Below are 25054 nucleotides of genomic sequence, written 5' to 3' on the forward strand. Positions count from 1 at the left end.
GCCGATGCCGGGTCGTTGGTGAATGTGTCCGCGGTGTGCGCGTACGACTCGGTCCCGACGGGGCGGTCACCGCCACCGTGTAGTCCCCGCGCACCATCACCGTCCCGGTGACGGTGTCGGGGGTGGTGAACGACTGGGCGCGCACCGGGGTGCGGGTCGCCTCGACGGCGAACACCGGCTCCGGCGTCAACGGGATCAGCAACGGCAGTCCGGCGATCGACGCGACTGGGAGCATCACCGCGCCGGCGAGCATCCGGGATCGGGTGAGCGTGCGGCGCGGCGCGTGTCGAGGTGTCCGGGCGGCACGGGTGGGCCGACGGCGTCGATCGCGTCGCGTCTGGACGGGTGGGGAAGACAGGGCGGCTCTCGCCGCACGGCGCGTTCCGGTACCGGGAGTCGGGGTGGAGGGGGCGGGTTCGGGCATACAAGACTTTCCTGGATGAGGGGGACGATGAAGGTGCGCACGGTCGCCGTCACACGGTCCAACCGGGAGCCGCGGCCCGGAGTGCACGGCGAGAATCCGGGATCGGATCACCCATGGCGCTGCCGCAGACGGGTCGCGCTCGCCTGCGGGCCGCACATCGTGGACCGTCGGCGACATCACGCGCCGGCGGCGGCTCAGGCGGCGGGCGCGGGCGGGGTGCTGATCAGGTGCGGCTGATCGACAGCACGATCAGGGAGGGCCGCAGAAGAGGCGACCCGGACGTGAACGAGCTCGACCTGCCGGGGAGGGATCGCAGCCACGCCAGCAGCGACATCCACCCGTCCCGGGCCGGGAGCACCAGGATGAGCAGGGTCAGCAACGCGAGCAGACACGTCACGGCAGCGAAAGCATGAGACGTCCCGCAGACCGTCTCATCGCACGAGGGCGTCACCACCCCGCTGACCAGGACATCAGCGGCGGCATCGGGGGCCGCAACGACTGCGGAGGCGGACACGACAGTGCCCGCCTGGTCCTCTTCCAGACTCAGCGAATGCATCGCAAGCAGCCCCGCGATGATCGCGGTCACCGCGGCCAGGTAGAACCACAGGGCACGCCGGGACCCGAGTGCCCGCCGTCGCGCCACCACCTGGTTCACCGTCGACGCCCCTTCCTCGATCACGCCCAGCATACCCCGGGCGGGTAGCCATCCCCGAAGCGATACCCATCCTGGATACCCCGGATGGGTATATGCTGAGTGGTAGGGGGCACCCGCTCCCGTGCGTGGTGTTCTGACCGTGTCGCGGAGGCAAGGCACCGCTACCCTGGACGGGAAGGAGGTCGGTCGTGAACGTGATTCGCTCGCACGCGCGTCTGACCCCCGGGGTGCGACGGCTCCTGCTGGCCGCTCCGATCGCCCTGGCGATCATCACCGGGCTGCTGTCCATGCACGTCCTGACCGGTTCCCACCAGCCCGCCCTGGCATCAGAGACCAGCGCGATGAGCACGCACAGCCAGGTCGGCTCCGCACCAGCCGCCGCCGACGATACGCCGATGACCGCAGCTGCGGCGGAGGGCGCTGGAGGGCATTGCCAGGACGGGTGCGGCAGCCCTGCGGGGATGCCGGATCACTCGATGCTGATGATGGTGTGCGTGCTGGCGCTGCTGGCCGCGGTGATCGTCCTGCTCGCCCCGACGTCCCGTGCCCTTCTCACATACGCCGTAGCCCGCTCGCGCTCCCATACCCGGACTCTGCTGGTCGGATTGCCGCATCCCCGCCCGCCTTCACTGCTTGTCCTGTCCATCAGTCGCACCTGATTCCGCCTGAACCCCGGCGACCCTTGCCGGGGATGCTGCACCCTGCCCTCCCGGGCACTGAATCAGACCCTCACCGACTGAATAGACAAGGACACCCCTGATGCGTTTTCGTACTCTCACGCTGACCGCCGGCGCCCTGGCCACCGTGCTCGTGCTCGCCGGCTGCGCCCCCACCGACGGCACCATGCCCGGCATGGACCACGGACCCGGGGGGATGACCAGCACCGCCCCCTCCCAGTCCGCCGCCGCGTTCAACGCCGCGGACGAGATGTTCGTGACCATGATGATCCCGCACCACCAGCAGGCCATCGAGATGGCCGATCAGATCCTCGCGAAAGACGGCATCGACGAGCGAGTCGTCTCCCTCGCCGAGCAGATCAAGGCCGCACAGGACCCGGAGATCCAGACCATGAAGGGCTGGCTTCAGGAGTGGGGCGTCCCGTACGACGACTCCATGTCCGGGATGGACGGCATGGACATGGGCGGCGGGATGATGTCGGAGGACGACATGGCCGCTCTGGATGCCGCGACCGGGGTCGAGGCGACCCGCCTGTTCCTGAACGGCATGATCGCTCACCACCAGGGCGCCGTGACGATGGCGCAGTCGGTGCTCACCGACGGACAGAACCCGGACGTGGCCGCCCTCGCGCAGCAGATCATCGACGGGCAGACCGCCGAGATCACCACGATGCAGGACATCCTCGCCAGCCTCTGACCCGGTACCCCTCGGACGGGACCCGCGCTCCCGATGCCGGTCCCGTCCGAGGCCCCACCCTCGACCCCTGTGCGGTCACCGGTATCCGGCGTACCCGCACGGAAAGGACCTCCGTTCATGATCTCTCCCACCACCCGCAGACTGGCGATCACGGCCACCGTCACCGTCGCGCTGCTGCTCACGGGCTGCAGCACCACCCCTGCGGAGCCCGATGCCCCCGCGGGCACCGCGGCCGGGTTCGGGCATGTGCACGGCATCGTCGACGCCGGTGACAGCACCGTGCTGCTGGGCACCCACACCGGCCTGTACACGCTGGGCGAGGACGGCACCGTCACCGGCCCGGTCGGTGGCATCGACCTGGACGCGATGGGACTGACCGCTACCGGTGACACCCTCTACGCGTCCGGGCACCCCGGCCCGTCCACCCCGGCGGAGCTCGGCGCCCCCAACCTCGGCATCATCCGCAGCCTCGACGCCGGCGCCTCGTGGGAACCGGTCGCGTTCACCGGGGAAGAGGACTTCCACGTCCTCACCGTCACCGGCGACGGCACCCTGTACGGGATCGGATCCTCCCGGCTGCTGCTGCGCACCAGCAGCGACGGCGGGCAGAGTTGGGCGGACGGTGCCGAGCTGCCCGCCGTCGACCTGGCCGCCGCGACCGACGGCACCCTGTACGCCGCCACCCAGGACGGGCTGCAGCACAGCACCGACGGTGGCGCCACCTTCACCCCGGCGCCGGACGCGCCAGTGCTGTACCTGGTGGAGACCGACCCAACCGGTGGGGTGGTCGGAGTGGACACCGACGGGACGTTGCGACGCCTAGTCGGCACCGGCTGGGAGAACGTCGGCACCACCACGGGAACCGTCCAAGCCCTCGGGGTCACCGGGGACGGTGCGATCGTCCTGGTCGATGACCGCGGCGTGGTCTGGATCCGCGACACCACCGCCACCGTTCTCATCCCGGCGGCAACACCATGACCACCGTCATTCGCACCTGGCGCGACCCGAGCGGTCGCGGATCGGAAGGAGACCGACCATGACCCCCACACCGGCACCCCCCGCGTGGGCGCACCGCACCACTGATGCCACCGCCGAGCAGTTGGCGGCGGTGGATGCGTGGTGGCGGGCGGCGAACTATCTGAGCATCGGGCAGATCTACCTGCAGGGTAACCCGCTGCTGCGCCACCGCCTCAGCCGGGACGACATCAAGCCGCGGCTGCTGGGGCATTGGGGCACCACCCCGGGCCTGAACTTCCTCTACGCCCACCTGAACCGCGCCATCCGCGACCGCGACCTGAACACCCTGTACGTGACCGGGCCCGGGCACGGCGGACCCGGCATGGTCGCCAACGCCTACCTCGACGGCACCTACACCGAACGCTACCCGGGCATCGACCGCACCGAAGAGGGGCTGCGGGCGCTGTTCCGGCAGTTCTCCTTCCCGGGCGGGATCCCCTCGCACGCGTCCCCGGAAACGCCCGGGTCGATCAACGAGGGCGGGGAGCTGGGCTACTCCCTCGTGCACGCCTACGGGGCCGCGTTCGACAACCCCGACCTGCTGGTCGCCTGCGTGATCGGTGACGGGGAGGCGGAGACCGGGCCGCTGGCGACCGCGTGGCACGGCAACAAGTTCCTCAACCCCGCCCATGACGGGGTGGTGCTGCCGATCCTGCATCTGAACGGGTACAAGATCGCCAACCCGACCGTGCTGTCCCGCATCCCCGAGGAAGAGCTGGTCGCGCTGCTGCGCGGCTACGGCCATCACCCCCACGTCGTCACGGTCGGCTTCGATGGCGAGACCCCGCAGGAGTCCCACGCGACGTTCGCGGCGGTCCTGGATGCGGTGCTGGATGAGATCGCGGACATCAAGGCCGCCGCGGCGGCCGGGACGCTGGAGGGGCGGCCGGCGTGGCCGGCGATCGTGCTGCGCAGCCCGAAGGGGTGGACCTGCCCGAAGATCATCGACGGTCTGCCGGTGGAGGGCACCTGGCGGGCACACCAGGTGCCGCTCGCCGAGGTCCGCGACAATCCCGAGCACCTGCGGATCCTCGAGGACTGGCTGGCGTCCTACCGCCCGCACGAGCTGTTCGACGTGACCGGCGCCCCCCGCCCGGCCACGGTCGCGATCGCCCCGGACGGGGATCGGCGGATGAGCGCGAACCCGGCCGGCAACGGCGGACAACTCACCGTCCCGCTGCGGCTCCCGGACTTCCACAAGCACGCGCAGCCGGTCGACCCGGCCGAGCGGGGTGCGGGAACCGGGGAAGCGACCCGCGTGCTGGGCGAGTGGCTGGCGGGGGTGATCCGGGACAACCCGGACAACTTCCGCATCTTCGGCCCGGACGAGACCGCCTCCAACCGGCTCGCCCCACCCGTCTACCAGGCCACCGGCAAGCAGTGGAACGCGGCCGTGGAGCCCGTCGACGAGCACCTGGCCCCGACTGGGCGGGTGATGGAGGTGCTCAGCGAGCACCAGTGCCAGGGCTGGCTCGAGGGCTACGTCCTTACCGGCCGGCATGGGCTGTTCAACTGCTACGAGGCGTTCACCCACATCGTCGACTCGATGTTCAACCAGCACGCCAAATGGCTCGAAGCGGCCCGGGAGGTGTCGTGGCGGGACCCGATCCCAAGCTTCAACTACCTGCTCTCCAGCCACGTCTGGCGGCAGGACCACAACGGGTTCTCTCACCAGGACCCCGGGTTCATCGACCTCGCCCTGAACAAGAGCCCCGACATCGTCCGCGTCTACCTGCCGTTCGACGCGAACACGCTGCTGTCCACCTACGACCACTGCCTGCGCTCGGCCGGGTACATCAACGTCGTCGTCGCCGGGAAGCAGCCCGCCCCGCAGTGGCTGACGATGGACGAGGCGATCGAGCACTGCACCCGCGGGCTCGGGATCCTGCCGTGGGCGGGCACCGAAACCGAAGGCACCGAGCCGGACGTGGTGCTCGCCGCCGCCGGCGACGTCCCCACCCTCGAGACCCTCGCCGCGGCGGCGCTGCTGCGCGAGCACATCCCCGACCTGAGAGTGCGGGTGGTGAACGTGGTCGACCTGACCCGGCTGCAATCCGAGGACCAGCACCCGCACGGTCTCCCGGACCGGGAGTTCGACGCGATCTTCACTCCCGACAAGCCAGTCGTCTTCGCCTACCACGGCTACCCGTGGCTGATCCACCGGCTCACCTACAAGCGTGCCGGGCACCAGAACCTGCACGTGCACGGGTTCCAGGAGCGCGGCACCACCACGACCCCGTTCGACATGGTCATGCTCAACGACCTCGACCGTTACCAGCTCGCCATCGACGTCCTCGACCACGTCCCTGGCCTGGCCGCCCGCCAAGCCGGGCTGCGTCAGGAGCTGCAGGACGCCCGCCTGCGCGCCCGCGCCCACACCCGTCAGCACGGCACCGACATCCCCGCCGTCGCCGACTGGGAATGGCCTCACCCCGACACTGATACACCCGCCACCGACCCCGTCATCGGGAAGGAACTGTGATGAACGACACCAAAACCGTGACCCTTCAAGTCAGCGGTATGCTCCGCGCGACCTCCAAGAACGTCACCGAAGCCCACCTGAGCCGCCAACCCGGGGTGATCGCCGTGGACGCGAACCCGGTCTCGCAGACCGCGACCGTCACCTACGACCCCGACACCACCTCGGTCGCGCACCTGCAGCAGTGGGTCATCGACTGCGGGTATCACTGCGCCGGCCAGTCCGTCCCCGACCATATCTGCGACCCCGCGCACGACCCGCACGACGAGGGTGCGCACGACCACAGCGCCCACCACGGCCCCGCAGCTGAGGGCGCACAAGAACCGCACGCGAGTCACGACGCGCACGAGGGCCACACGGATGCCACGGGTCACGCCAGCCACGCGGGCCATAAGGGTCCTGCGGGCTATCACGACGACCCCGTCCACGATCACGCCGCTGGCCACGACCACACGCACGCCCCGTCGGCGACGGCGGATGACGGTGAGCATGCCGGTCACCACGTCGAGCACGCCGGTCACACCGCGGCCGCGGGTGGGCACGATCAGGGTGCAGCGTCGGGTCACAGTGCGCAGGAGATGATGGGCCACGGTGGGCATCACGGCGGGATGTCGATGGACGCGATGATCCGCGACATGCGCAACCGGTTCCTGGTCGCGCTGATCCTGTCGATCCCGATCACCCTGTGGTCTCCGATCGGGCGGGAGGTGATCGGATTCGAGGTGCCGGCACCGTTCGGGCTGCGCGATGACGTGTTCATGCTGATCCTGTCGCTGCCGGTGATCTTCTACTCGGCGTGGATCTTCTTCGACGGCGCCTACCGGGCGCTGCGCGCGAAGACCCTCGACATGATGGTGCTCGTCGCGGTCGGTGTCGGCGCTGGCTGGCTGTACTCCCTCGCGGTCACCCTCACCGGCGGCGGTGAAGTGTTCTACGAAGCCGCCACGGTGCTTGCCACATTCGTGCTGCTGGGGCATTGGGTGGAGATGCGCGCCCGCGGCGGCGCGAACGACGCCATCCGCACCCTCCTGGAGCTCGCACCCTCGCAGGCGGTCGTGATCCGTGACGGGCAGGAGGTCGAGATCCCCACCAGCGAGGTCGTCCCGGGGGATCTGATGCTGGTGCGGCCGGGGGCCAAGATCCCCACCGACGGTGTCGTGGAATCCGGAGAGTCCGAGGTGGACGAGTCGATGGTCACCGGCGAGTCCATGCCGGTGGACAAAGCGCCCGGGTCGGAGGTGATCGGAGCGACCGTGAACACCGTCGGCACCCTCCGCGTCACAGCCACCAAAGTCGGCTCGGACACGGCGTTGGCGCAGATCGTGAAGCTCGTGCAAGAGGCGCAGAACTCCAAAGCCCCCGGGCAGCGCCTCGCCGACCGGGCAGCGTTCTGGCTCGTCCTGGTCGCCCTGATCGGCGGCACCCTCACCTTCCTGGTGTGGCTGCTCGCCGGCGCTGCAATCCCGATGGCGATCCTGTTCGCTATCACCGTCGTCGTCATCACCTGCCCCGACGCGCTCGGCCTCGCCACCCCGACGGCGATCATGGTCGGCACCGGGCTCGGCGCGAAACGGGGCGTGTTGTTCAAGAACGCCTCCGGGATCGAAACCGCCGCCCACATCGACACGGTCGTGTTCGACAAGACCGGCACCCTCACCAAGGGGGAGCCGGAGGTCACCGACTACATCCCCGTCGGCGACGACGACCTCGAGACTCTCTCCCTCGCGGTCGCGTTGGAGCGGGAATCCGAGCATCCTCTGGCGAAAGCGATCGTGAATTACGCCGACGCCCGCGACATCCCCCGTCGCACCGCGACCGCGTTCCGAAACGTCACCGGGCAGGGCGCGATCGCCACCGTCGACGGTCGACAGGTCGTCCTCGGCAACCCGCGCCTTCTCACCGGGGAGGGGATCGACATCAGCGGGGTGCAGGCCGCTCAGCAGGACCTGGCTGGGTCCGGCCGCACCGCGATCCTGTTCGCCGTGGACGGGCAAGTCGCCGGGATCATCGGTCTCGCCGACGCACCCCGGGACACCGCAAAGACCGCGATCGACGCTCTCCACGAGCAGGGCGTCGAGGTCGCAATGCTCACCGGGGACAACAAGCCCACCGCCGACCGGATCGCCGCTCTCCTCGGCATCGACACCGTGATCGCGGATGTGCTCCCCGAGGACAAGTCCGCGAAGGTCGCCGAGCTGCAGAAGACGGGCAAGAAGGTCGCGATGGTCGGCGACGGCGTCAACGACGCCCCCGCCCTCGCCCAGGCCGACCTCGGCATCGCGATCGGCGCCGGCACCGACGTCGCCATCGAGACCGCCGACGTGGTCCTGATGCGCTCGGACCCGCTCGATGTTGCGATCGCACTCAAGATCGGCAAGGGCACACTGCGAAAGATGCGGCAGAACCTGGGCTGGGCCATCGGATACAACGCCGCCGCCCTCCCCATCGCCGCTGGCGTGTTCTACCCGGCGTTCGGGATCATGCTGTCCCCGGAGATCGCCGCCCTGTCGATGTCCGGTTCCTCCGTGATCGTCGCCGTCAACGCCCTCCTCCTCAAGCGGCTCCGCCTGCCCGCCCAGGCGCCCGCTGCGACGACCATGCAGAAGGAGCCCGAACATGCCTGACCGTCCGCTCTCTCCCACACCGTCCTCCCCGATGCTGCTGACCCGACGAGGTGTGCTCGGACTCGGACTGGGCGCCGTCGCGGCAGCCGTGCTCGCCTCCTGCACCCCCGCGCCGCAATGGGTGACACCCACCGGCGCAGCGGTGTCCGGCACGGAGAAGAACCGCGGCGGCACCGGCCGAGTCACCACCGTCGACCTCACCGCCCCCACCACGCTCGACCTGGCCGGTACCGCCGCCGCCACCTGGGCGTTCGGAGGTATCCCCGCCCCGGTAATCCGGCTCACCGCAGGCGACACGCTGAAAGCGACCGTCCGCAACCAGCTCGACGCGGACACCTCCGTGCACTGGCACGGACTCGCCCTCCGCAACGACATGGATGGGGTCCCTCCGGTAACCCAAGCCCCCATCGCCCCGGGCGGACAGTTCGCATACGAGTTCGTCACCCCGCATCCGGGCACCTACTGGTTCCACCCCCACGTCGGCCCGCAACTGGACCACGGCCTCTACGGTGCGCTCATCATCGACGACCCGGACGAGAAGGTGACGTGGGACGACGAGTGGGTGCTGATCCTCGACGACTGGCTCGACGGCGTCACCGCCACCCCGGACCAGGTCCTCACCGACCTCTCGAAGGGCATGGGAGACATGGGCGGGATGGGCGACATGTTCATGCGGATGGGGAACCTGCTGATGGGCGCCACCTCCGACCTGCTCGGCGGCGACGCCGGCGACGTCTACTACCCGCACTACCTCATCAACGGCAAACCCAAAGCCGACCCCGCCCAATTCACCGGCACTCCTGGTGCCCGGGTGCGGATCCGTGTCATCAACGCCGGCAGCGACACCGCGTTCCGGTTCGCGATCGGCGGCCACACCCTGACGATCACCCACACCGACGGGTTCCCGGTGGATCCTGTCGAGGTCGACAGTGTCCTGATCGGGATGGGCGAACGCTACGACCTGCAGGTCACCCTGGACGATGGGGTGTTCCCTGTCGTCGCCGACGCGGAAGGCAAGCAGGATCGCGCGTTCGCGCTCGTTCGCACCGCCGCTGGCACGGCTCCGGCCAGCGACGTCCCCGTCGCCGAGCTCGGCACCGGCAGGGTCGGCACCGCTGCCGGACTGAGCGCGACCGCCTCCGTCACCCTGCACCAGGCATCCCCCGACCGGGTCGTGCACCTCGCGCTGACCGGGGGGATGGAGGCGTACGACTGGGGGATCAATGGGCGCCGGTTCGACATGAACGACCCGTTGCGGGACGCGCACGCGGTCAGTATGGGGGAGCGGGTGCAGTTGCGGATCCGCAATGACACCGAGATGTGGCATCCGTTCCACCTGCACGGCCACACCTACCAGCACGCGAACGGCGGCCCCCGGAAGGACACCTCCATCATCCTCCCGGGCCAGACCCTGACAGTCGACTTCGACGCCGACAACCCCGGCCAGTGGGTCGCGCACTGCCATAACATCTACCACGCCGAGACCGGCATGACCACGGTGCTCGGATACCAGTCATGAACCGCGCGTTCATCCCCAGCACGGGAGGATGATCGCGCGGGCGATCGGACGGCGGCGGCGGACGTCAAGTCTAAGTGGACTTCCTACTCTTATGTAGGGATCTGCCATTTCGCGCGGAATCCTGCTGACGAAACTGCTGCCAATTAGCGTGGAATCCCCGAGTTCTCCGCCACCTTGACCGGGAACCTACACCCCTTGTAGGTTCTCGGCGAAGATGGCGGATTCTTAGATGAAGTGGCGGACAAGTGGCGGATCCGAAAGATTGGTGAGAACGATGCGTGTAAGTGCCGTGTCGGTTCCTATCCGAAATGACAGATTCCGCGGGTAGTTGGCATGCACCTAGCAGTCCTGCCATTGGCTGGGGGTGAAGGGTTACTCGCTCACTCGATTAGGGGCGAACCGGCTACATTCGACAGGCTTGTGCTCGTGTGCACAGCTGTGGAGTGGTGGGAGCGGCATCAGGTAGTGCTCTACCTCGCAGCGATCGCCGTGGGTGCGGTGGTCGGTCTACTCGTGCCGGCGGTGGCGGATCCGCTCGAGTCGGCGATCAATCCCGTGCTCGGGTTGTTGCTGTACGCGACGTTCCTGGGGGTGCCGTTCACGGCGATCGGCCGGGCCTTCACGGATTGGCGGTTCCTGGGCGTCGTGCTCGTCCTGAACTTCGTCGTCGTGCCGGTGGTCGTGTTCGGGTTGAGTCGCGCCGTGGCGGCTGATCAGGCGGTGCTCGTTGGGGTGTTGTTCGTGCTGCTGACGCCGTGTGTGGATTACGTGATTGTGTTCACTGGCCTGGCTGGCGGTGCACGTGCGCGGCTGCTTGCTGCCACGCCCCTGCTGATGCTTCTGCAGATCGTGTTGCTGCCGGTGTACCTGTGGCTGATGGCCGGCGCCGAGGTGGTGGGTGCGTTCGACCCGCATCCGTTCGTGGAGGCATTTCTGTTGTTGATCGTGCTGCCGCTCGTTCTCGCCGCCGCCACGCAGCTGCTGGCGAAACGGTTCCGTGCCGGCCGCGCGATCGAGGGCGTGGTGCTGGCGGCAATGGTGCCGCTGATGATGCTGACTCTCGCCGTGGTGATCGGCTCGCAGGTCTTCGGCGTGAGCAGCGCTCTCGGCCAGCTGCTAATCGCGGTTCCCGTGTTCGTCGTGTTCTTCCTAATCGTGGCACCACTCGGTGCGCTCCTCGGGAGCGCGGCACGCTTGGATGTTCCCAGCCGCCGGGCGGCCACGTTCAGCGGGGTCACCCGCAACTCGCTGGTCGTGCTCCCGCTCGCTCTCGCGCTGCCGGCATCTTTCGCTCTGACGCCGTTGGTTGTAGTGACTCAGACCTTGGTGGAGCTCGTCGCAATGGTGGTCATGGTCGCCGGGGTACCGCGACTCATCCGCCCTCGCATTAGTACAGCGGAGAATGTATAGTCAGCCTGTGCTGACTCTTACTTCTCGCCTCGATGTGATGAACCGGCTGGGTCGGGCGATGGCCGACCCGACCCGTTCCCGGATCCTCCTCACACTGCTGGACGCTCCCGGCTACCCGGCTGAGCTGGCACGAGATCTCGAGCTGACCCGCACGAACGTCTCGAATCATCTGACGTGCCTGCGGGGCTGCGGGTTGATCGTCGCCACACCGGAAGGTCGGCGCACCCGGTATGAGATCGCCGACCCGCATCTGACCCAGGGGTTGCGACAGCTGCTCGAGGCGGTCGTCGCCGTCGACGAGGGCGCCCCGTGCATGGACGATCAGTGCGAGTGCTGCGCATGAGCCTCATCGACCGTGACCTGCTGCCGGTGGCCTGCACGCTGACGCCCGGCGCTGGTGCTGCACAGCTAGGCCGTGTTGATCAAGTCTGATTTGATCCAGATGAGCGTCGCGGCGAGGCTGACGGCGGCTCGGTAGCTGCGGAGGAGCTTGTCGGAGCGCATCGCGATGCCGCGCCACTGCTTGAGCCGGTTGAAGCAGCGCTCGACGACGTTGCGGCCCTTGTAGCGTTCCTTCTGCTGTTCGCCGAAGTCGATCGGCCGGCCCGGCTTCTTGCGGCGGTGCGCGACCTGGTCATCACGCTCCGGGATGGTCGCCGCGATACCGCGGTCGCGGAGCCAAGCACGGTTCGCCTTCGACGGGTACCCCTTGTCGGCGAGCACCCGGTCCGGGCGGGTCCGTGGCCTGCCCTTCCCGTCGCGGGGGACGCGGATGTCCTCGAGTACTGCGGTCATCATCGTGGTGTCGTTGATGTTCCCGCCGGTGATCATCATCCCCAGCGGCCGGCCGCGACCGTCGCAGACCAGGTGCAGCTTGGTCGTCAGCCCGCCACGGGAGCGTCCGATCCCGTGATCAGGCGGCTCGAACCACGGATTCTTGTGATTCGGCAGAGCCCCCTGTGTCCCGCTTCAGGGTCGCGCCGTGCTGATGCACACGAGCGATCGTGGAGTCGATCGAGACGACCCAGTCGATCTTCCCCGCGGCGTCGGCCCGCTTCTGCACCTCGGCCAGCAGCTTCTCCCAGGTGCCGTCCACGGCCCAACGGTTGAACCGCTTGTAGATCGAGTTCCACTTCCCGAACCGGTCCGGCACATCCCGCCACGGAGCCCCGGTGCGGTACTTCCACGCCATCCCCTCGACAGCCAACCGATGATCCGCCCACGGCCTCGACCTCCCGGACGCCGTCGGCATCAACGGCTCCATCACGGCCCACACCTCGTCAGAGATCTCCTGTCGCGTCACCGCTTAAGACTCACCCAGCCGGGAGCGAAACCTCTTGATCAACACGGCCTAGCCGCGTGGCAGGAATTCAACGACGACTACCTCCTCGACATCGACAGGACGGCCGCCCAGATCACCGTCCACTACCCAAAGATCGACGACGCGACCGCCCGGCTGACGGAGCTGGTCCGCACCGAGCAGTCCTGCTGCGCGTTCGCGACTTGGGCGATCGACACGACCCACCCCGACCTGCCCCTTTCCGTTACCGGCACCGATGACGCACTGGCCGCGCTCACGTTCCTAGAGCAGACGCCCGCCCCCGCAACGAAGGAGAGCGTGCAGTGAGCGAAGAGTGTTGCGGCCCCAACGAGCCGCGCAAGCCCGGTACGGTCCGGCGCATCGAACTGTCCCGGCCGCTCTCGACCGGTGACGCCTGCTGCGCCGCGGAACCCTCCTCCAAGACCGCGGCGCCAAGCGCGGTGCACGATGCGGGCGATGCCTGCTGCGGCCCCGACCTCGCCACCACCCCCACCGAGGCGGACGAGGAGCCGGAGGTCCGCCCGCCCTGGTGGCGCGACTTCGCGTTGCTTCCCTCCGCGCTGTCCGGGCTGTTCCTCCTCGCCGGATACACGTTCGAGTGGACTGGTCTGCACATCCCGGCGCTGGTGCTGCAGTGGGCGGCGCTGCTCGCCGGCGCCTACACCTTCGTCCCCGGCGCGATCCGCCGCCTCATCCGCGGTCGCCTCGGGGTCGGGCTGCTGATGACCATCGCCGCGATCGGCGCGGTCCTGCTCGGCCACGTTGGCGAGGCCGCGACCCTGGCGTTCCTGTTCTCCCTGGCCGAGGCGCTTGAAGACCGGGCGATGGACCGCGCCAAGGAAGGCTTGCGCGCCCTTCTGTCCCTCATCCCCGACACTGTCCGCGTCTCCCGCCTAACCAGCGACGTCACGATCCCCGCCGCGGACGTGCGTGAGCTGGACATCCTCGTCATCGGTGCCGGCGATCGCATCGCCACAGACGGCGTGGTCGTGGAGGGTAGGTCGAGCCTGGACACGTCGGCGATCACGGGCGAGTCGATCCCGGTCGAGGTCGGCCCCGGCGATCCGGTCGCCGCCGGTTCGGTCAACGGGGCGGCGACGTTGCGGATCGAGGCAACTGCGGACGGCCGCGACAACTCCCTCACCCAGATCGTCGCCCTCGTGGAGCAGGCCCACGCCCGCAAGGGCAACCGGGCACGCCTCGCCGACCGGATCGCGAAGCCGCTCGTTCCCGTCGTCCTGATCGCCGCTGCCGTGGTCGCCCTGTTCGGGCTGCTGGTCGGCGACCCGTGGACCTGGATCGAACGCGCCCTCGTCGTCCTGGTTGCGGCATCCCCGTGCGCGCTGGCCATCGCGGTGCCCGTGACGGTGATCAGCGCGATCGGAGCGGCGTCAAAGTTCGGCGTCGTCATCAAGTCAGGTGAAGCGTTCGAGCAGCTCGGCACGATCCGCGCCGTCGCCCTCGACAAGACCGGCACCCTCACCCGCAACGAGCCCACCGTCGTCGACGTCCAGCCCGCACCCGGTATCACCCGCGACGACCTGCTCGCCTGGGCCGCCGCCGTGGAGGCCACCAGCACCCACCCCCTCGCCGCGGCCATCATCGCGGCCGCACCCGTCGCCAGCCCCGCAACGGAGGTGGTCGAGGAGGCCGGGCATGGCATCACCGGGACCGTCGACGGCCGGGCGATCCGGGTCGGCAATGTCCGCTGGCTCCATCCCGCCGGCCAGCAGTTGAACGCGGGGGCGATTGCCGCGCAGGGCATGACCGTCGTCGTGGTCGAGGCGGACGGGCAGATCGCCGGCCTGATCGGCGTGCGGGACGAGCTGCGCCCGGAGTCGGCCGAGACGGTCCGGATGCTGCAGTCGCAGGGCATTGAGACCATCATGCTCACCGGCGACAACACCCGCACCGCCCACGCCATCGCCGCCGAGGCGGGCGTAACCGACGTTCGCGCCGAGCAGCTGCCCGCCGACAAGGCCGCCGCGATTGAGGCGCTCGTCACGCAGCAACCGACCGCGATGGTCGGCGACGGCATCAACGACGCCCCGGCACTGGCGACGGCGACGGTCGGGATCGCGATGGGTGTGAAAGGCTCCGCGGCGGCGATCGAGTCCGCCGACGTCGCCTTCATCGGCCACGACCTCCGCCTCATCCCCGGCGCCCTCGCCCACGCCCGCCGCGGCCGACGCATCATGACCGCCAACATCGGTCTGGCTCTGGCGATCATCGTCGCGCTGTTCCCGCTCGCCCTGTTCGGCATCCTCGGGCTCGCCGGCGTCGTGCTGGTGCATGAGATCGCCGAGGTCGTCGTCATCCTCAATGGCGTCCGCGCCGCCCGTCGCCCCGCTGCGCTACGGCAACTCGCCACGGTGCCCGCTCGCCAGCCCGAACCCGCCCACGCCTGACCACCGACCCCTCGCCCCGCGGTGGCAGAACACCGCCCGACTTGGAACCGGCCCTTGTGAAGACCCCCATCAAAGCCACCTTCGCCACCGTTGCCGTCGTCATCGTCCTGGTTGACCGGCTAGCCGCGCCGGACCCGGCCGGCGCTGCCGGCGCTCCCGTGCTCGGGTGAACCGGGCTCCGAATGGGTTTAGGTGCGCACGGTAGGCTGTGGGCGATGGTCTCTTCGGCCCGGACTCCGCAATCCGTGACGCTGAATGAGCAGTTGTTGATAATGAGGCTCATTACCAGCGTCGGTTTGGCGTTGCTGCTGATGCTGGGTCTGGCAGCGACGGGTCACACAGAGGCGGACGGTTCGACTCCTGTCCCGCTGGTGATTTCTGGGTTGATGGACCCGCATGTCGAGCCCGTGGCAGACGCCCCGGCCGAGCATGAGGCGGTCGCCGGTGCCGTCGCTTCTGGGCCGGACGCGTTGGTGGGCGCTGCGCTGTGCATACTCGGCGTGTTGTGCGGGCTGACGTTCATGGTGGTGCTGCGAGGACTGTGGCGTCGGCGGATACCTCCGGTGCTCGGTGACGGACCACGAATGCCTTCGCTGCTTCCGGCGCCGGCCGCCCGTGCTCACCCGATCGTCTTCTCGCTGACTCAGTTGGGCCTTTCCCGAACCTGACATCTGGCACGCCGCCCTTCCGGGTGGCGCTTCGTCCCGGGCTGCGTGCCCGGGTTCTGTCCTGTGCCGTGTCTTGGTTTGGAGTACCCGATGAAAACCCCTGTGAAGGCGACACTCGTCACCATAGCCGTAGTGGTGGTGATGGTGGTCGCCGCGTTGATCTACGTCCTTGTCAATCAGAGCCAGACCGCTCCACCTTCATCGGGGGGCGGTGACGCATCCCCGCAGGTGGTGCGAGAGAGCTCGCATGTCCTCGACGACGGCGGGGAGGGCGCTGTCACCCTGGTCGAGTTCCTCGACTTCGAGTGCGAGGCGTGTGGCGCGTTCTTCCCGATCGTGGAGGATCTGCGGGAGCAGTTCGCGGGGGAGATCACATATGTGGTCCGCTACTTCCCGCTGCCGGGCCATTTCAACTCCAAGAACGCGGCGGTCGCAGCGGAAGCGGCCGCGCAACAGGACCGGTTCGAGGACATGTATGTCCGGCTGTTCGAGACGCAAGCGGAGTGGGGAGAGGCGCAGGAATCTCGCGCCGACCTGTTCCGCGGCTTCGCGGAGGAGATCGGTCTGGACATGGCCGCCTATGACGCCGCCGTGGCGGACCCGGCCACGACGGAGCGGGTGGAGCTGGACTTCGAGGAGGGCCAGGCGCTCGGCGTGAGCAGCACACCGACGTTCTTCCTCGACGGTGAGCTGCTCGAGCTGCAGGAGTGGGACGACCTCGAGAACGCCATCCAGGCTGCGGTGAACGGTGGCCAGTGATGAGGGCGGGTTTGACGCATCGGCGGGCGATCATCGTCGGCGCCGGGCAGTCCGGGCTCGCGGTTGCCGCGGCTCTGAGCGCGGAAGGGCTGCGGCCGCAGCACGAGTTCGTGGTGATCGACGCCGCCAGCACGGGGCAGCGTTCCTGGTCCTCACGGTGGCATTCGATGGAGCTTCTCAGCGACGCCCGGCATAGCGCGCTGTCTCCGCGGCGGCTGCTGGGGGACCAGCGCCGGCATCCGCGAGTGGACGAGATGGCGGACTACCTCACCTTCGTGGAAGCCGGGCTGGGCGTGGAGACGGTCTGGGGCATCCAGGCGACCGGGGTGGAGCACCGCGGGAATGGTTCGACTTTGCTGCTGTCGACGACGGCAGGGGAGGTGCAGACCCGCAACGTGATCTGCGCGACGGGCGCGGCCGCGCACCCGCGGATTCCGGAATGGGCACCCCGATTGACGGTGCCCGGGGTAGTGCTGCACAGCAGCGAGTACCTGTACCCGAAGCAGATCCCCGTCGGCGACCTCCTCATCGTGGGCGGCGGGAACAGCGGCGTGCAGCTGGCCCGCGAACTGTCCGCGTCGCACACCGTGACGCTGTCCGTGCGAACCCGGCGGCAGCATCGCCCCGCGATGAGCTATCCCGCCGCGGCGGGGGAGAGGGTGCCGCTGTTCTCGCGGGAGCGTCGCCCCGAGCCGATCTTCGGCGACAGCTATGAGCAGCTGCGCCGCGTCGGGGTCACGATCGCAGCTGCGGTGCAGGACGCGGCCGGCGCCGGGGTGACCTTCGCCGATGGCACGCAGGCGGGGGTATCAGATGGTCTGTGTAAGGGGTGAGGTTCATCTCGAAGGAGAACATCATGGAGACCATGGCTATCAGTCCGGAGCGCGAGGAGCGTCGTCGCCGGCAGAAGGAGCTCGCTGACCGGCTCAAGGCGTCGGGCGCGATGGACGAGATCTTCGCTCAGATCGACGCCGGCGAGCCCCTCACGGGCGAGCACGGCCTGATCGGTGGAATGCTCAAGGCCGCGCTGGAGCGCGGGTTGGAGACGGAGCTGACCGAGCACGTCGGCTACGAGCGCGGCGACGCGGAGGCCTCGTTGCACCCGAACTCCCGCAACGGCACGAGCGCGAAGACGGTCGCGACCGAGATCGGAGACATCGAGCTGGCCGTCCCGCGGGACCGGGCTGGGACGTTCACCCCGATGCTGGTCCCGAAAGGGCAGCGCCGGCTGGACGGCCTCGATGGGATGATCATCTCGCTGTACGCGGGCGGGATGACCGTCCGCGACATCCAGCACCACCTCGCCTCGACGCTGGGCACGGACCTCTCGCACGAGACGATCTCGAAGATCACCGACCAGGTCGCAGACGAGGTCCTGGCCTGGCAGACCCGTCCGCTGGACGCGCTGTATCCGGTGATCTACCTGGACGCGATCGTGGTGAAGGTCCGCGACGGCGGCCACGTGCGGAACAAGGCCGCGCATATCGCCGTCGGTGTCGACATGGACGGCATCAAGCACGTCCTGGGAATCTGGGTGCAAGCGGTCGAGGGTGCGAAGTTCTGGGCGGCCGTGTGCGCCGAACTCGCCAACCGCGGCGTCCGCGACGTGCTCATCGTCTGCACCGACGGGCTGACCGGGTTCCCCGAAGCGATCGAGGCCACCTGGCCGCAAGCGACCGTGCAGACCTGCGTCGTGCACCTCATCAGGGCAGCGATGCGGTTCGTGAACTACAAGGACCGCAAAGCCGTGGCCGCAGCGCTCAAGCCGATCTACCAGGCGGTGAACGAGGACGCCGCGCTCGAAGCGCTGACCGAGTTCGCGGACTCCGACCTCGGCAAGCGCTACCCGTCGGCGGTGAAGACGTTCCAAGACGCGTGGGACCGGTTCACGCCGTTCCTCGCGTTCCCGCCCGAGCTGCGCCGGGTGATCTACACCACCAACAGCATCGAGTCGCTGAACTACCAACTACGGAAAGTCACCAAATCCCGAGGGCATTTCCCCAACGATGCCGCCGCCGTCAAGCTGCTCTGGCTGGCGATCTGCAACATCGAGGACAAACGAGCCCGAGACCGGCTCAAGGAACGAGGCAAGCCCTCCGAACAGCGCAGAGCCGAGCCCCGACTCATCGAGGGAGCCGTGACCACGAACTGGAAGAAGGCCCTCGAACAGCTCGCCCTCGCCTACCCCGACCGCATCGAACCCCACCTGTAATCAAACCGACACCAAGCCGCTTACACAAAAGTCTTGACACGCCCACGCAGGCATCCCCCCGCTCGGTGATCCTCGCCACCGGCTACACCCCTGGCGACGACTGGCTCCCGGAACCGGCCCGCGTCGACCGGCCGCGGCGCACCCTGACCGGCCTGCCCGGGCTGTTCGTGGCGGGGATGCCGCAGTACGGCGGCCGCGGCTCCGACACCCTCGCCGGGGTCTGGAAAGACGCGACGACGATCGCCCAGCACATCATCAACCGGCCCTGAAAGGACCACCGCCTTGACCACCGTCACCGACCACGAACACCCGCACCGATCCGGCTCACGGAGACGCATCCTCCTCCTGTCCACTCTGACGACGCTGCTGCTGGCCGCCGGGCTCCTGTTCGCCACCGCGGCGCCCGCAGCCGCGCACGATGAGATCGTCTCCTCCTCCCCGGAAGCCGGATCCACGGTCAGCGTGGTCCCGGAGGAGATTTCGCTGACGTTCAGCGGCGAGATCCTCACCGATTTCAGCGCCGTGATCATTGAGGTGGTCGCCCCGGACGGGCAGAACATCGCATCGGGGGATCCGGTCATCGACGGGACCACGGTCACCCAGGCGGTGACGCCTGGTCAGGCGGGCGTGCACACGGTGCGGTGGCGGGTCGTGTCCAGCGACGGGCACCCGATCAGCAACGAGTACCAGTACACCGTCGAAGCGGTCACCGTCCCCACCAGCGCCCCTACCCCCGAAGCGACCGAGGAGCAGACACCCGACCCGTCTCCCACATCTGCCGCCAATACGTCCGGAGAGGTTCACAACGGGCCATCCGGAGGTGGGGAACTCCTCCCCGTCCTTGCGGTCCTGAGTGGCGTAATCGTGCTGGGCGGCGCGCTGGTGGTCGTGCTCATGGTGGCCAGAGAGCGTCGTCGCCGCGACCGAGCAGCCGCGGCCGCGGCCGCCGCGGATGGTGGAACCGCCGACGACCAGCAACAGAAGGAGAACCCCTCATGAAATGTCCGGTCGACGGGACCGCCCTGCTGATCACGGAACGCTCCGGGGTCGAGATCGACTACTGCCCGCAGTGCCGGGGCGTCTGGCTGGACCGTGGCGAGCTCGACAAGATCATCGACCGCGCCGCCGACCTTGCCGGCGGCGGCCGGCAAACCAGCACCGCCCCCTATCCGCGCGAGGGCGACCACCGTTCTGACCGCGACAGGGATCATCACGGTCGCTCCGGGCGTCGGCGGAAGGAAGGGTTCCTCGGTGACCTCTTCGACTTCTGACACCAAAAACCTCTTCCTGATAGCCGGTCTGATGACCGGGTTATCAGCGGCCCTCGCGAACGCAGGAGGAGCCGCTGATGGTTCGTGAGCAGACCCGGCGGTTCGCGGTCGCGTGCCTGGCCGCCGCTGTGGTGGTCCTGGTCGACCAGGCGACGAAGGCGGCCGCACTGGGAGGGTTGAGTCAGGAGGAGCGGATCCCGCTGCTGGGGGATCTGCTCGGGCTGCAGCTCGCGTTCAACCCCGGCGCGATCCTCTCCCTCGGAGCCGGGGTCACCGGGCTGCTCACTCTCCTCGGGGTCGGTGCCGTGGTGCTGCTGGTCGTCGCCGCCGCGCGGGCGCGGACCGGATGGTGGGCGATGGGGATCGGCCTGATCCTCGGGGGCGCGATCGGGAACCTGATCGACCGGCTGTTCTCCCCCCCTGGGTTCGGGGTCGGGCACGTCACCGACTTCCTCGCCTACGGGAACCTGTTCATCGGCAACCTCGCCGACGTCGCCCTCGGTGCCGGCGTCATCGTCCTCGGCCTGAGCCTGTGGACCCGACACCGCCGCTCCCGCGTCAGCGCGGACAGCGCGGCGCCTGCGACGGGCTCCGTGGTGAGCGGGTCATGATGGCGAAGCAGCGGACCTCGTCCGTATACCAGCGCAACGCGTTCGCGCCGGGGCTGCTCGCGGCGGCGGTGTTGTTCCTCGCGCCGGTACTGATGGGCGGGGACTGGTTCACCGTTGTGCTGTTCGTCGCCGCGATCTTCGCGGTCATCGTGGGGTGGTTCGCGATCCAGGCGCGGCAGTGGTGGTGGTTGCCTGTGTTCGTCGTGATCGCCGTGATTTGGAACCCGGTGTTCCCGTTCCCGTTCACCGGCCCGGTGTGGACTGCGGCGCAGCCGGTCGCCGCGGTCGTGTTCCTGGTCGCCGGCGCCCTGATCAAGGTCAAGCGCGCATGATCCGCCGCCGCGTCCTTGCCGCCATGACGCTGGTCGCGGCGCTGCTGCTGGCCGGGTGCACGTCCAGCGACTCGCTCGCGCAGCAGTACCGGGACGGAAGCGAGAAGGGCTACATCGCCGGTGACTTCCAGATCGTCGAGATCCCGGATGCCGACCGCGGGGAGCCGGTGGTGTTCGAGGGCGTCACCGAGACCGGGGAGACGGTGTCCAGTGACGACTACCGCGGCGGGGTGCTGGTGGTGAACTTCTGGTACGCCGCGTGCGGGCCGTGCATCGTCGAAGCCCCGATGCTCGAGGAGGTCTGGCAGGAGTATCAGGACCAGGGCGTCGCGTTCCTCGGGGTGAACACCTACGACCAGCCAGCCACCGCACTGTCGTTCGCCCGTGACAACAACGTCACCTACCCGAGCGTGATCGACGTGAACGACGGACGGGTCAAGCTCGCGTTCGCGCAGGTCACTCCGATCCAGGCCACCCCCACCACCTTGGTCATCGACCAGGAGGGGCGGGTCGCGGCGCGGATCATCGGGCAGTTGGCCAGCGCGTCGATCCTGTCCACCCTGGTCGCCGACACCCTCGCCGAGGACACCTCATGAATCCGGGAGCGGTGATCGTCGACGGCGCCCTGTGGGTCGCGATCCCGGTCGCGATCCTCGCCGGGCTGGTGTCGTTCGTGTCCCCGTGCGTGCTGCCGCTGGTGCCTGGCTACCTCGGCTACCTCGGCAGCACCACCACGACGACCGCGGCCCCCACGCTGGACGGGGGGCGCACGGTGACGGCGGAGCGCGCGCGGCTGCTGCTGGGCGTGACATTGTTCATCGCCGGGTTCACCGTGGTGTTCGTCGCCGTCACGATCCTCGGCGGCACCTTCGGGTACCTGCTGCTGCAATACGCCAATGTGCTCACTCGCGTCTTCGGGGTCGTCATCATCGCCCTCGGCCTGGTGTTCCTCGGCTTCTTCGGCATTGCCCAGCGCACCCTCCGCCCTCGCGCCCAGGGTAGGACCGGGCTGATCGGGGCGCCGCTTCTCGGGTTCGCGCTCGGCGTCGGCTGGACCCCCTGTATCGGCCCGACGCTCGCAGCGATCATCTCTATGTCGTGGAACCTCGGTGACCCCGCCCGCGCGGGCCTGCTCGGGCTCGCGTACTCGCTGGGCCTGGGCATCCCGTTCCTGATCCTCGCGGCCGGATGGGGGTGGGCGTCCCGATCGGTGACGTTCCTGCGCCGCCACATCCGCGCCCTGAACATCATCGGCGGGGCCATGCTCATCGCCCTCGGCCTGCTGATGGTGACCGGGCTGTGGACGGCACTGATGTCGCAGCTGCAACAGGTGGTGATCAATGTCCCCCTCCCGCTCTGACACCGGCATCGACGTCACCGCCGACCCGCTACGCCCCGGCGACCACGCCGACAGCGAATCCGCGACGGAGATCACCCAGCCGGCGCTGGGCATCACCGGGTGGTTGCGGTGGGCATGGCGGCAGCTGACCAGCATGCGCACCGCATTGGTCCTGCTGCTGTTCCTCGCGATCGCCGCCGTCCCCGGGTCCCTGTTCCCGCAGCGCAGCGCCGACCCCAACGGTGTCATCCAGTGGGAGCGGGACAACCCTGACGTGTTCCCCCTCGCCGATGCGGTCGGCCTGTTCGACGTGTACCTGTCGCCGTGGTTCTCCGCGATCTATCTGCTGCTGTTCACCTCCCTGATCGGCTGCGTGATCCCGCGCGCCAAGCACCACTACAAGGCGCTCCGCTCCCGCCCCCCTCGCACCCCGGCCCGGCTGTCGCGGCTCTCGGAGTACCGGGAACTGACCTTGCCGAGAGAGGAAGGGAGGACCGACCCGGCCGCGCACGCGATCGACGTCGCGGCAGAGCAGCTGCGCAAGGCCGGATACCGGGTGGAGCGATACGACGCCCGCGGAGCCGCGTCGGTGTCGGCCGAGCGCGGCTACCTGCGCGAGACCGGCAACCTGATCTTCCACGTCGCCCTCGTCGGCGTGCTGGTCTCGGTCGCGATCGGCGGGTCGTTCGCGTATACCGGGCAGCGGGTGGTGGTGGAGGGCACCACGTTCGTGAACGCGCTCAGCGACTACTCCTCGTTCAACCCCGGCCGTTTCGTCGACGGCACGGGCCTTGCCCCCTACTCGCTCACCCTCGACGACTTCCAGGTCTCCTACCGGCTGCCCGGCACCCCCGGCGCAGGCCAGGCCGGAGACTTCTCCGCCGACATCACCATCCGCCAACCCGGGCAGGACGATCGGGCGCAGAGCGTGATCGTGAACTACCCGATCACCGTCGACGGCGATCGCATCTACCTGCTCGGCAACGGCTACGCCCCCACCCTCACGATCCGCGACGCCGCCGGCGAGGTGGTGTACAGCGAGTCGCAGCCGTTCCTGCCGCAGGACTCCAACATGACCTCGCTGGGCATCATCAAGATCCCGGACGGGCTGCCCGAACAGGTCGGGCTGGTCGGGTTCTTCTACCCCACCCAGGGGGTGTTGCCCTCCGGCGCGTTCACCTCCGTCTACCCGGACGTGGTCAATCCGGTGCTAACTCTCAACGTGTTCAGCGGGGATCTCGGCATCGACGACGGCACTCCGAGGTCGGTGTACACGCTCGAGGTCGACGGGCTCACCCAGCACACCGGCGGCGACACCGCCGCCGACTCCCTTGAGCTCACCCCCGGCGCCACCGTCGACCTGCCGAACGGGTGGGGCACGATCACCTGGGAGGAGGTCACGGCGGAGGAGCCGGTGAAGCGGTTCGCGTCGCTGCAGATCCAACGCGACCCCAGCAGCGGCTGGGTGCTCGCGTTCTCCGTGCTCGCCACCCTCGGCCTGTTCGCCGGCCTGTTCGTGCCCCGCCGCCGGCTCTGGGTGAAAGCCCGCACCACCCCGGATGGTGTGCACGTCGAGTACGCGGGACTGGCCCGCGGCGAAGACCCCGCTTTGGCGCGCGCCGTCGACGAGTTCGCGACCCGCCACGCGCACGCCCTCGGCGTAGACCAGCCTGCGAAGGACACACCGTGACGACCGTGTGGATCCCGGACGCCCCGCCGACCCTCGGCGGGTTCCTCACCCCGGCCCCGCTTCCGGCTCCGGTGCTACCGCTCCTCGCGGGACTCCTCGCGGTCGCCTACCTGGCCGGTGCGATCCGGATGTGGGTCCGCGGCCGCGGCTGGCCGGTGTGGCGGACGGTCAGCTTCCTGCTCGGCTGCGTCGCCCTCGCCGCGGTCACCGGCCTGGCGGTGGAGAACTTCGGGTACGCCCTGTTCTCGGTGTTCATGTTCCAGCAGGTCACCCTGATGATGGCGATCCCGCCGCTGCTGGTCCTCGGCTCTCCCGGCACCCTGCTGCTGCGCGCCACCCCGCACCACGGCCCAGGTCTCCTGGTGCTCCGCGCCGCGCACGCCGGGCTACGCAGTCGCACCGCACGGTGGCTGCTCAGCCCGTGGCTGGCGGTGCCGCTATACCTGGCCGCGTTTTACGGTCTGTACCTGGCGAACTTCGCCGATCCGATCCTGTCCACCGTCACCGGCCATACCCTCCTCGAGGTCGGGTTCCTGGTCGCCGGGATGCTGTTCACCATCCCGATCCTGTCGTCGGACCCGCTGCCGGTGCGGATGAGCCACGGCGGCCGCGCCCTGGACGTGTTCGCCGAGGCCGCCCTGCACGCCTTCTTCGGCGTCTTCCTGATGATGGCCACCACTACCCTCATCGACGGGTTCGCCGGCCCGACGAGCGCGCTGGGCATCGACCCGATCGAAGACCAGCGCCTCGCCGGCGGGCTGGCCTGGTCCTACGGCGAGGCCCCCACCTTGCTGATGCTCATCTACGTCATGCACCGCTGGTTCCGCGACGACACCGCCCAAGCGGTCGCCGCCGACCGTCGCGCCGACGCACACGGCGACCCTGAGCTCGACGCGTACAACGACTACCTCACCCGACTCCACCAGAAAGACACCTGACCG

At 68.9% G+C, this 25054-nt stretch carries 24 protein-coding genes and 1 pseudogene; 23 read left to right on the plus strand and 2 right to left on the minus strand.

Annotated elements, in window-relative coordinates:
- Window positions 1–647 precede the first annotated feature (647 nt).
- The gene (locus JOD60_RS02445; protein ID WP_056207388.1) at window positions 648–1103 is read right to left on the minus strand and encodes a DUF6153 family protein; all 456 of its coding nucleotides are present in this window, start codon (window positions 1101–1103) and stop codon (window positions 648–650) included.
- A 164-nt stretch (window positions 1104–1267) separates the two neighbouring features.
- Between JOD60_RS02445 and JOD60_RS02450 the strand changes: the two genes are divergently transcribed.
- The 8 genes from JOD60_RS02450 to cmtR all read left to right on the plus strand — a co-directional run bounded on the left by JOD60_RS02450 (window position 1268) and on the right by cmtR (window position 11845).
- Window positions 1268–1738, plus strand: coding sequence for a DUF6153 family protein (locus JOD60_RS02450; RefSeq protein ID WP_036286051.1), 471 nt, complete (start codon window positions 1268–1270; stop codon window positions 1736–1738).
- A gap of 100 nt (window positions 1739–1838) precedes the next feature.
- Window positions 1839–2453 (plus strand): DUF305 domain-containing protein, encoded by a 615-nt coding sequence (locus JOD60_RS02455; RefSeq protein WP_076688274.1) that lies wholly within the window; start codon window positions 1839–1841, stop codon window positions 2451–2453.
- A 117-nt stretch (window positions 2454–2570) separates the two neighbouring features.
- A complete protein-coding gene (locus JOD60_RS02460) occupies window positions 2571–3431 on the plus strand; it encodes a F510_1955 family glycosylhydrolase (protein WP_060959933.1) in 861 nt (286 codons plus the stop codon).
- Between the two features lie 58 nt (window positions 3432–3489).
- On the plus strand, window positions 3490–5952 hold the full coding sequence (locus JOD60_RS02465; protein WP_076688276.1) for a phosphoketolase family protein: 2463 nt from the start codon (window positions 3490–3492) through the stop codon (window positions 5950–5952).
- The gene (locus JOD60_RS02470; protein ID WP_076688278.1) at window positions 5952–8573 is read left to right on the plus strand and encodes a heavy metal translocating P-type ATPase; all 2622 of its coding nucleotides are present in this window, start codon (window positions 5952–5954) and stop codon (window positions 8571–8573) included. Before JOD60_RS02465 ends, JOD60_RS02470 begins: the two co-directional genes overlap by 1 nt.
- Complete coding sequence (locus JOD60_RS02475; protein WP_084201854.1) at window positions 8566–10092, plus strand: multicopper oxidase family protein; 1527 nt, start codon at window positions 8566–8568, stop codon at window positions 10090–10092. The genes JOD60_RS02470 and JOD60_RS02475 overlap by 8 nt, the downstream gene beginning before the upstream one ends.
- A 426-nt stretch (window positions 10093–10518) precedes the next feature.
- The gene (locus JOD60_RS02480) at window positions 10519–11502 is read left to right on the plus strand and encodes a bile acid:sodium symporter (RefSeq protein ID WP_232321668.1); all 984 of its coding nucleotides are present in this window, start codon (window positions 10519–10521) and stop codon (window positions 11500–11502) included.
- A 7-nt stretch (window positions 11503–11509) separates the two neighbouring features.
- Window positions 11510–11845 carry a Cd(II)/Pb(II)-sensing metalloregulatory transcriptional regulator CmtR gene (cmtR, locus tag JOD60_RS02485; protein ID WP_067165134.1) on the plus strand — a complete coding sequence of 112 codons (336 nt, stop codon included), beginning with the start codon at window positions 11510–11512 and terminating at the stop codon, window positions 11843–11845.
- Between the two features lie 65 nt (window positions 11846–11910).
- On the opposite strand, the pseudogene JOD60_RS02490 reads toward cmtR, so the two are convergent.
- Window positions 11911–12766 (minus strand): annotated as a pseudogene (locus tag JOD60_RS02490) (IS5 family transposase).
- On the opposite strand from JOD60_RS02490, the gene JOD60_RS02495 reads away from it, so the two are divergent.
- From JOD60_RS02495 to JOD60_RS02565, 15 genes are all read left to right on the plus strand, one after another.
- Window positions 12713–13129 (plus strand): hypothetical protein, encoded by a 417-nt coding sequence (locus tag JOD60_RS02495; RefSeq protein WP_198159209.1) that lies wholly within the window; start codon window positions 12713–12715, stop codon window positions 13127–13129. The pseudogene JOD60_RS02490 and the gene JOD60_RS02495 overlap by 54 nt on opposite strands.
- Window positions 13126–15231, plus strand: a complete 2106-nt coding sequence (locus tag JOD60_RS02500) for a heavy metal translocating P-type ATPase (protein ID WP_076688286.1) — start codon at window positions 13126–13128, stop codon at window positions 15229–15231. Before JOD60_RS02495 ends, JOD60_RS02500 begins: the two co-directional genes overlap by 4 nt.
- Window positions 15232–15446: 215 nt before the next feature.
- Window positions 15447–15899 carry a hypothetical protein gene (locus JOD60_RS02505; protein WP_076688288.1) on the plus strand — a complete coding sequence of 151 codons (453 nt, stop codon included), beginning with the start codon at window positions 15447–15449 and terminating at the stop codon, window positions 15897–15899.
- Between the two features lie 90 nt (window positions 15900–15989).
- Window positions 15990–16658 carry a DsbA family protein gene (locus JOD60_RS02510; RefSeq protein ID WP_076688290.1) on the plus strand — a complete coding sequence of 223 codons (669 nt, stop codon included), beginning with the start codon at window positions 15990–15992 and terminating at the stop codon, window positions 16656–16658.
- A gap of 11 nt (window positions 16659–16669) precedes the next feature.
- Window positions 16670–17491, plus strand: a complete 822-nt coding sequence (locus tag JOD60_RS02515; protein ID WP_232321669.1) for an NAD(P)-binding domain-containing protein — start codon at window positions 16670–16672, stop codon at window positions 17489–17491.
- A 32-nt stretch (window positions 17492–17523) separates the two neighbouring features.
- Window positions 17524–18870, plus strand: a complete 1347-nt coding sequence (locus JOD60_RS02520) for an IS256 family transposase (protein WP_372431321.1) — start codon at window positions 17524–17526, stop codon at window positions 18868–18870.
- Between the two features lie 65 nt (window positions 18871–18935).
- Entirely contained in the window at window positions 18936–19139 is a 204-nt protein-coding gene (locus JOD60_RS02525) for a hypothetical protein (RefSeq protein ID WP_076688292.1), read from the plus strand.
- Between the two features lie 13 nt (window positions 19140–19152).
- Complete coding sequence (locus tag JOD60_RS02530) at window positions 19153–19869, plus strand: copper resistance CopC family protein (RefSeq protein ID WP_076688294.1); 717 nt, start codon at window positions 19153–19155, stop codon at window positions 19867–19869.
- The gene (locus JOD60_RS02535) at window positions 19866–20141 is read left to right on the plus strand and encodes a TFIIB-type zinc ribbon-containing protein (protein ID WP_045246902.1); all 276 of its coding nucleotides are present in this window, start codon (window positions 19866–19868) and stop codon (window positions 20139–20141) included. Before JOD60_RS02530 ends, JOD60_RS02535 begins: the two co-directional genes overlap by 4 nt.
- Window positions 20142–20218: 77 nt before the next feature.
- Complete coding sequence (locus tag JOD60_RS02540) at window positions 20219–20752, plus strand: signal peptidase II (RefSeq protein WP_045246901.1); 534 nt, start codon at window positions 20219–20221, stop codon at window positions 20750–20752.
- A complete protein-coding gene (locus JOD60_RS02545; RefSeq protein WP_045246900.1) occupies window positions 20749–21084 on the plus strand; it encodes a DUF6804 family protein in 336 nt (111 codons plus the stop codon). Before JOD60_RS02540 ends, JOD60_RS02545 begins: the two co-directional genes overlap by 4 nt.
- Window positions 21081–21680 (plus strand): TlpA family protein disulfide reductase, encoded by a 600-nt coding sequence (locus tag JOD60_RS02550; protein ID WP_045246899.1) that lies wholly within the window; start codon window positions 21081–21083, stop codon window positions 21678–21680. Before JOD60_RS02545 ends, JOD60_RS02550 begins: the two co-directional genes overlap by 4 nt.
- Entirely contained in the window at window positions 21677–22444 is a 768-nt protein-coding gene (locus tag JOD60_RS02555) for a cytochrome c biogenesis CcdA family protein (RefSeq protein ID WP_045246898.1), read from the plus strand. The genes JOD60_RS02550 and JOD60_RS02555 overlap by 4 nt, the downstream gene beginning before the upstream one ends.
- Entirely contained in the window at window positions 22425–24113 is a 1689-nt protein-coding gene (gene resB, locus JOD60_RS02560) for a cytochrome c biogenesis protein ResB (RefSeq protein WP_045246897.1), read from the plus strand. The genes JOD60_RS02555 and resB overlap by 20 nt, the downstream gene beginning before the upstream one ends.
- Window positions 24110–25051, plus strand: coding sequence for a cytochrome c oxidase assembly protein (locus JOD60_RS02565; protein WP_061681226.1), 942 nt, complete (start codon window positions 24110–24112; stop codon window positions 25049–25051). Before resB ends, JOD60_RS02565 begins: the two co-directional genes overlap by 4 nt.
- Window positions 25052–25054 lie beyond the last annotated feature (3 nt).

The organism is Microbacterium aurum (genome assembly GCF_016907815.1).
In the GTDB taxonomy this organism is placed as follows: domain Bacteria; phylum Actinomycetota; class Actinomycetes; order Actinomycetales; family Microbacteriaceae; genus Microbacterium; species Microbacterium aurum.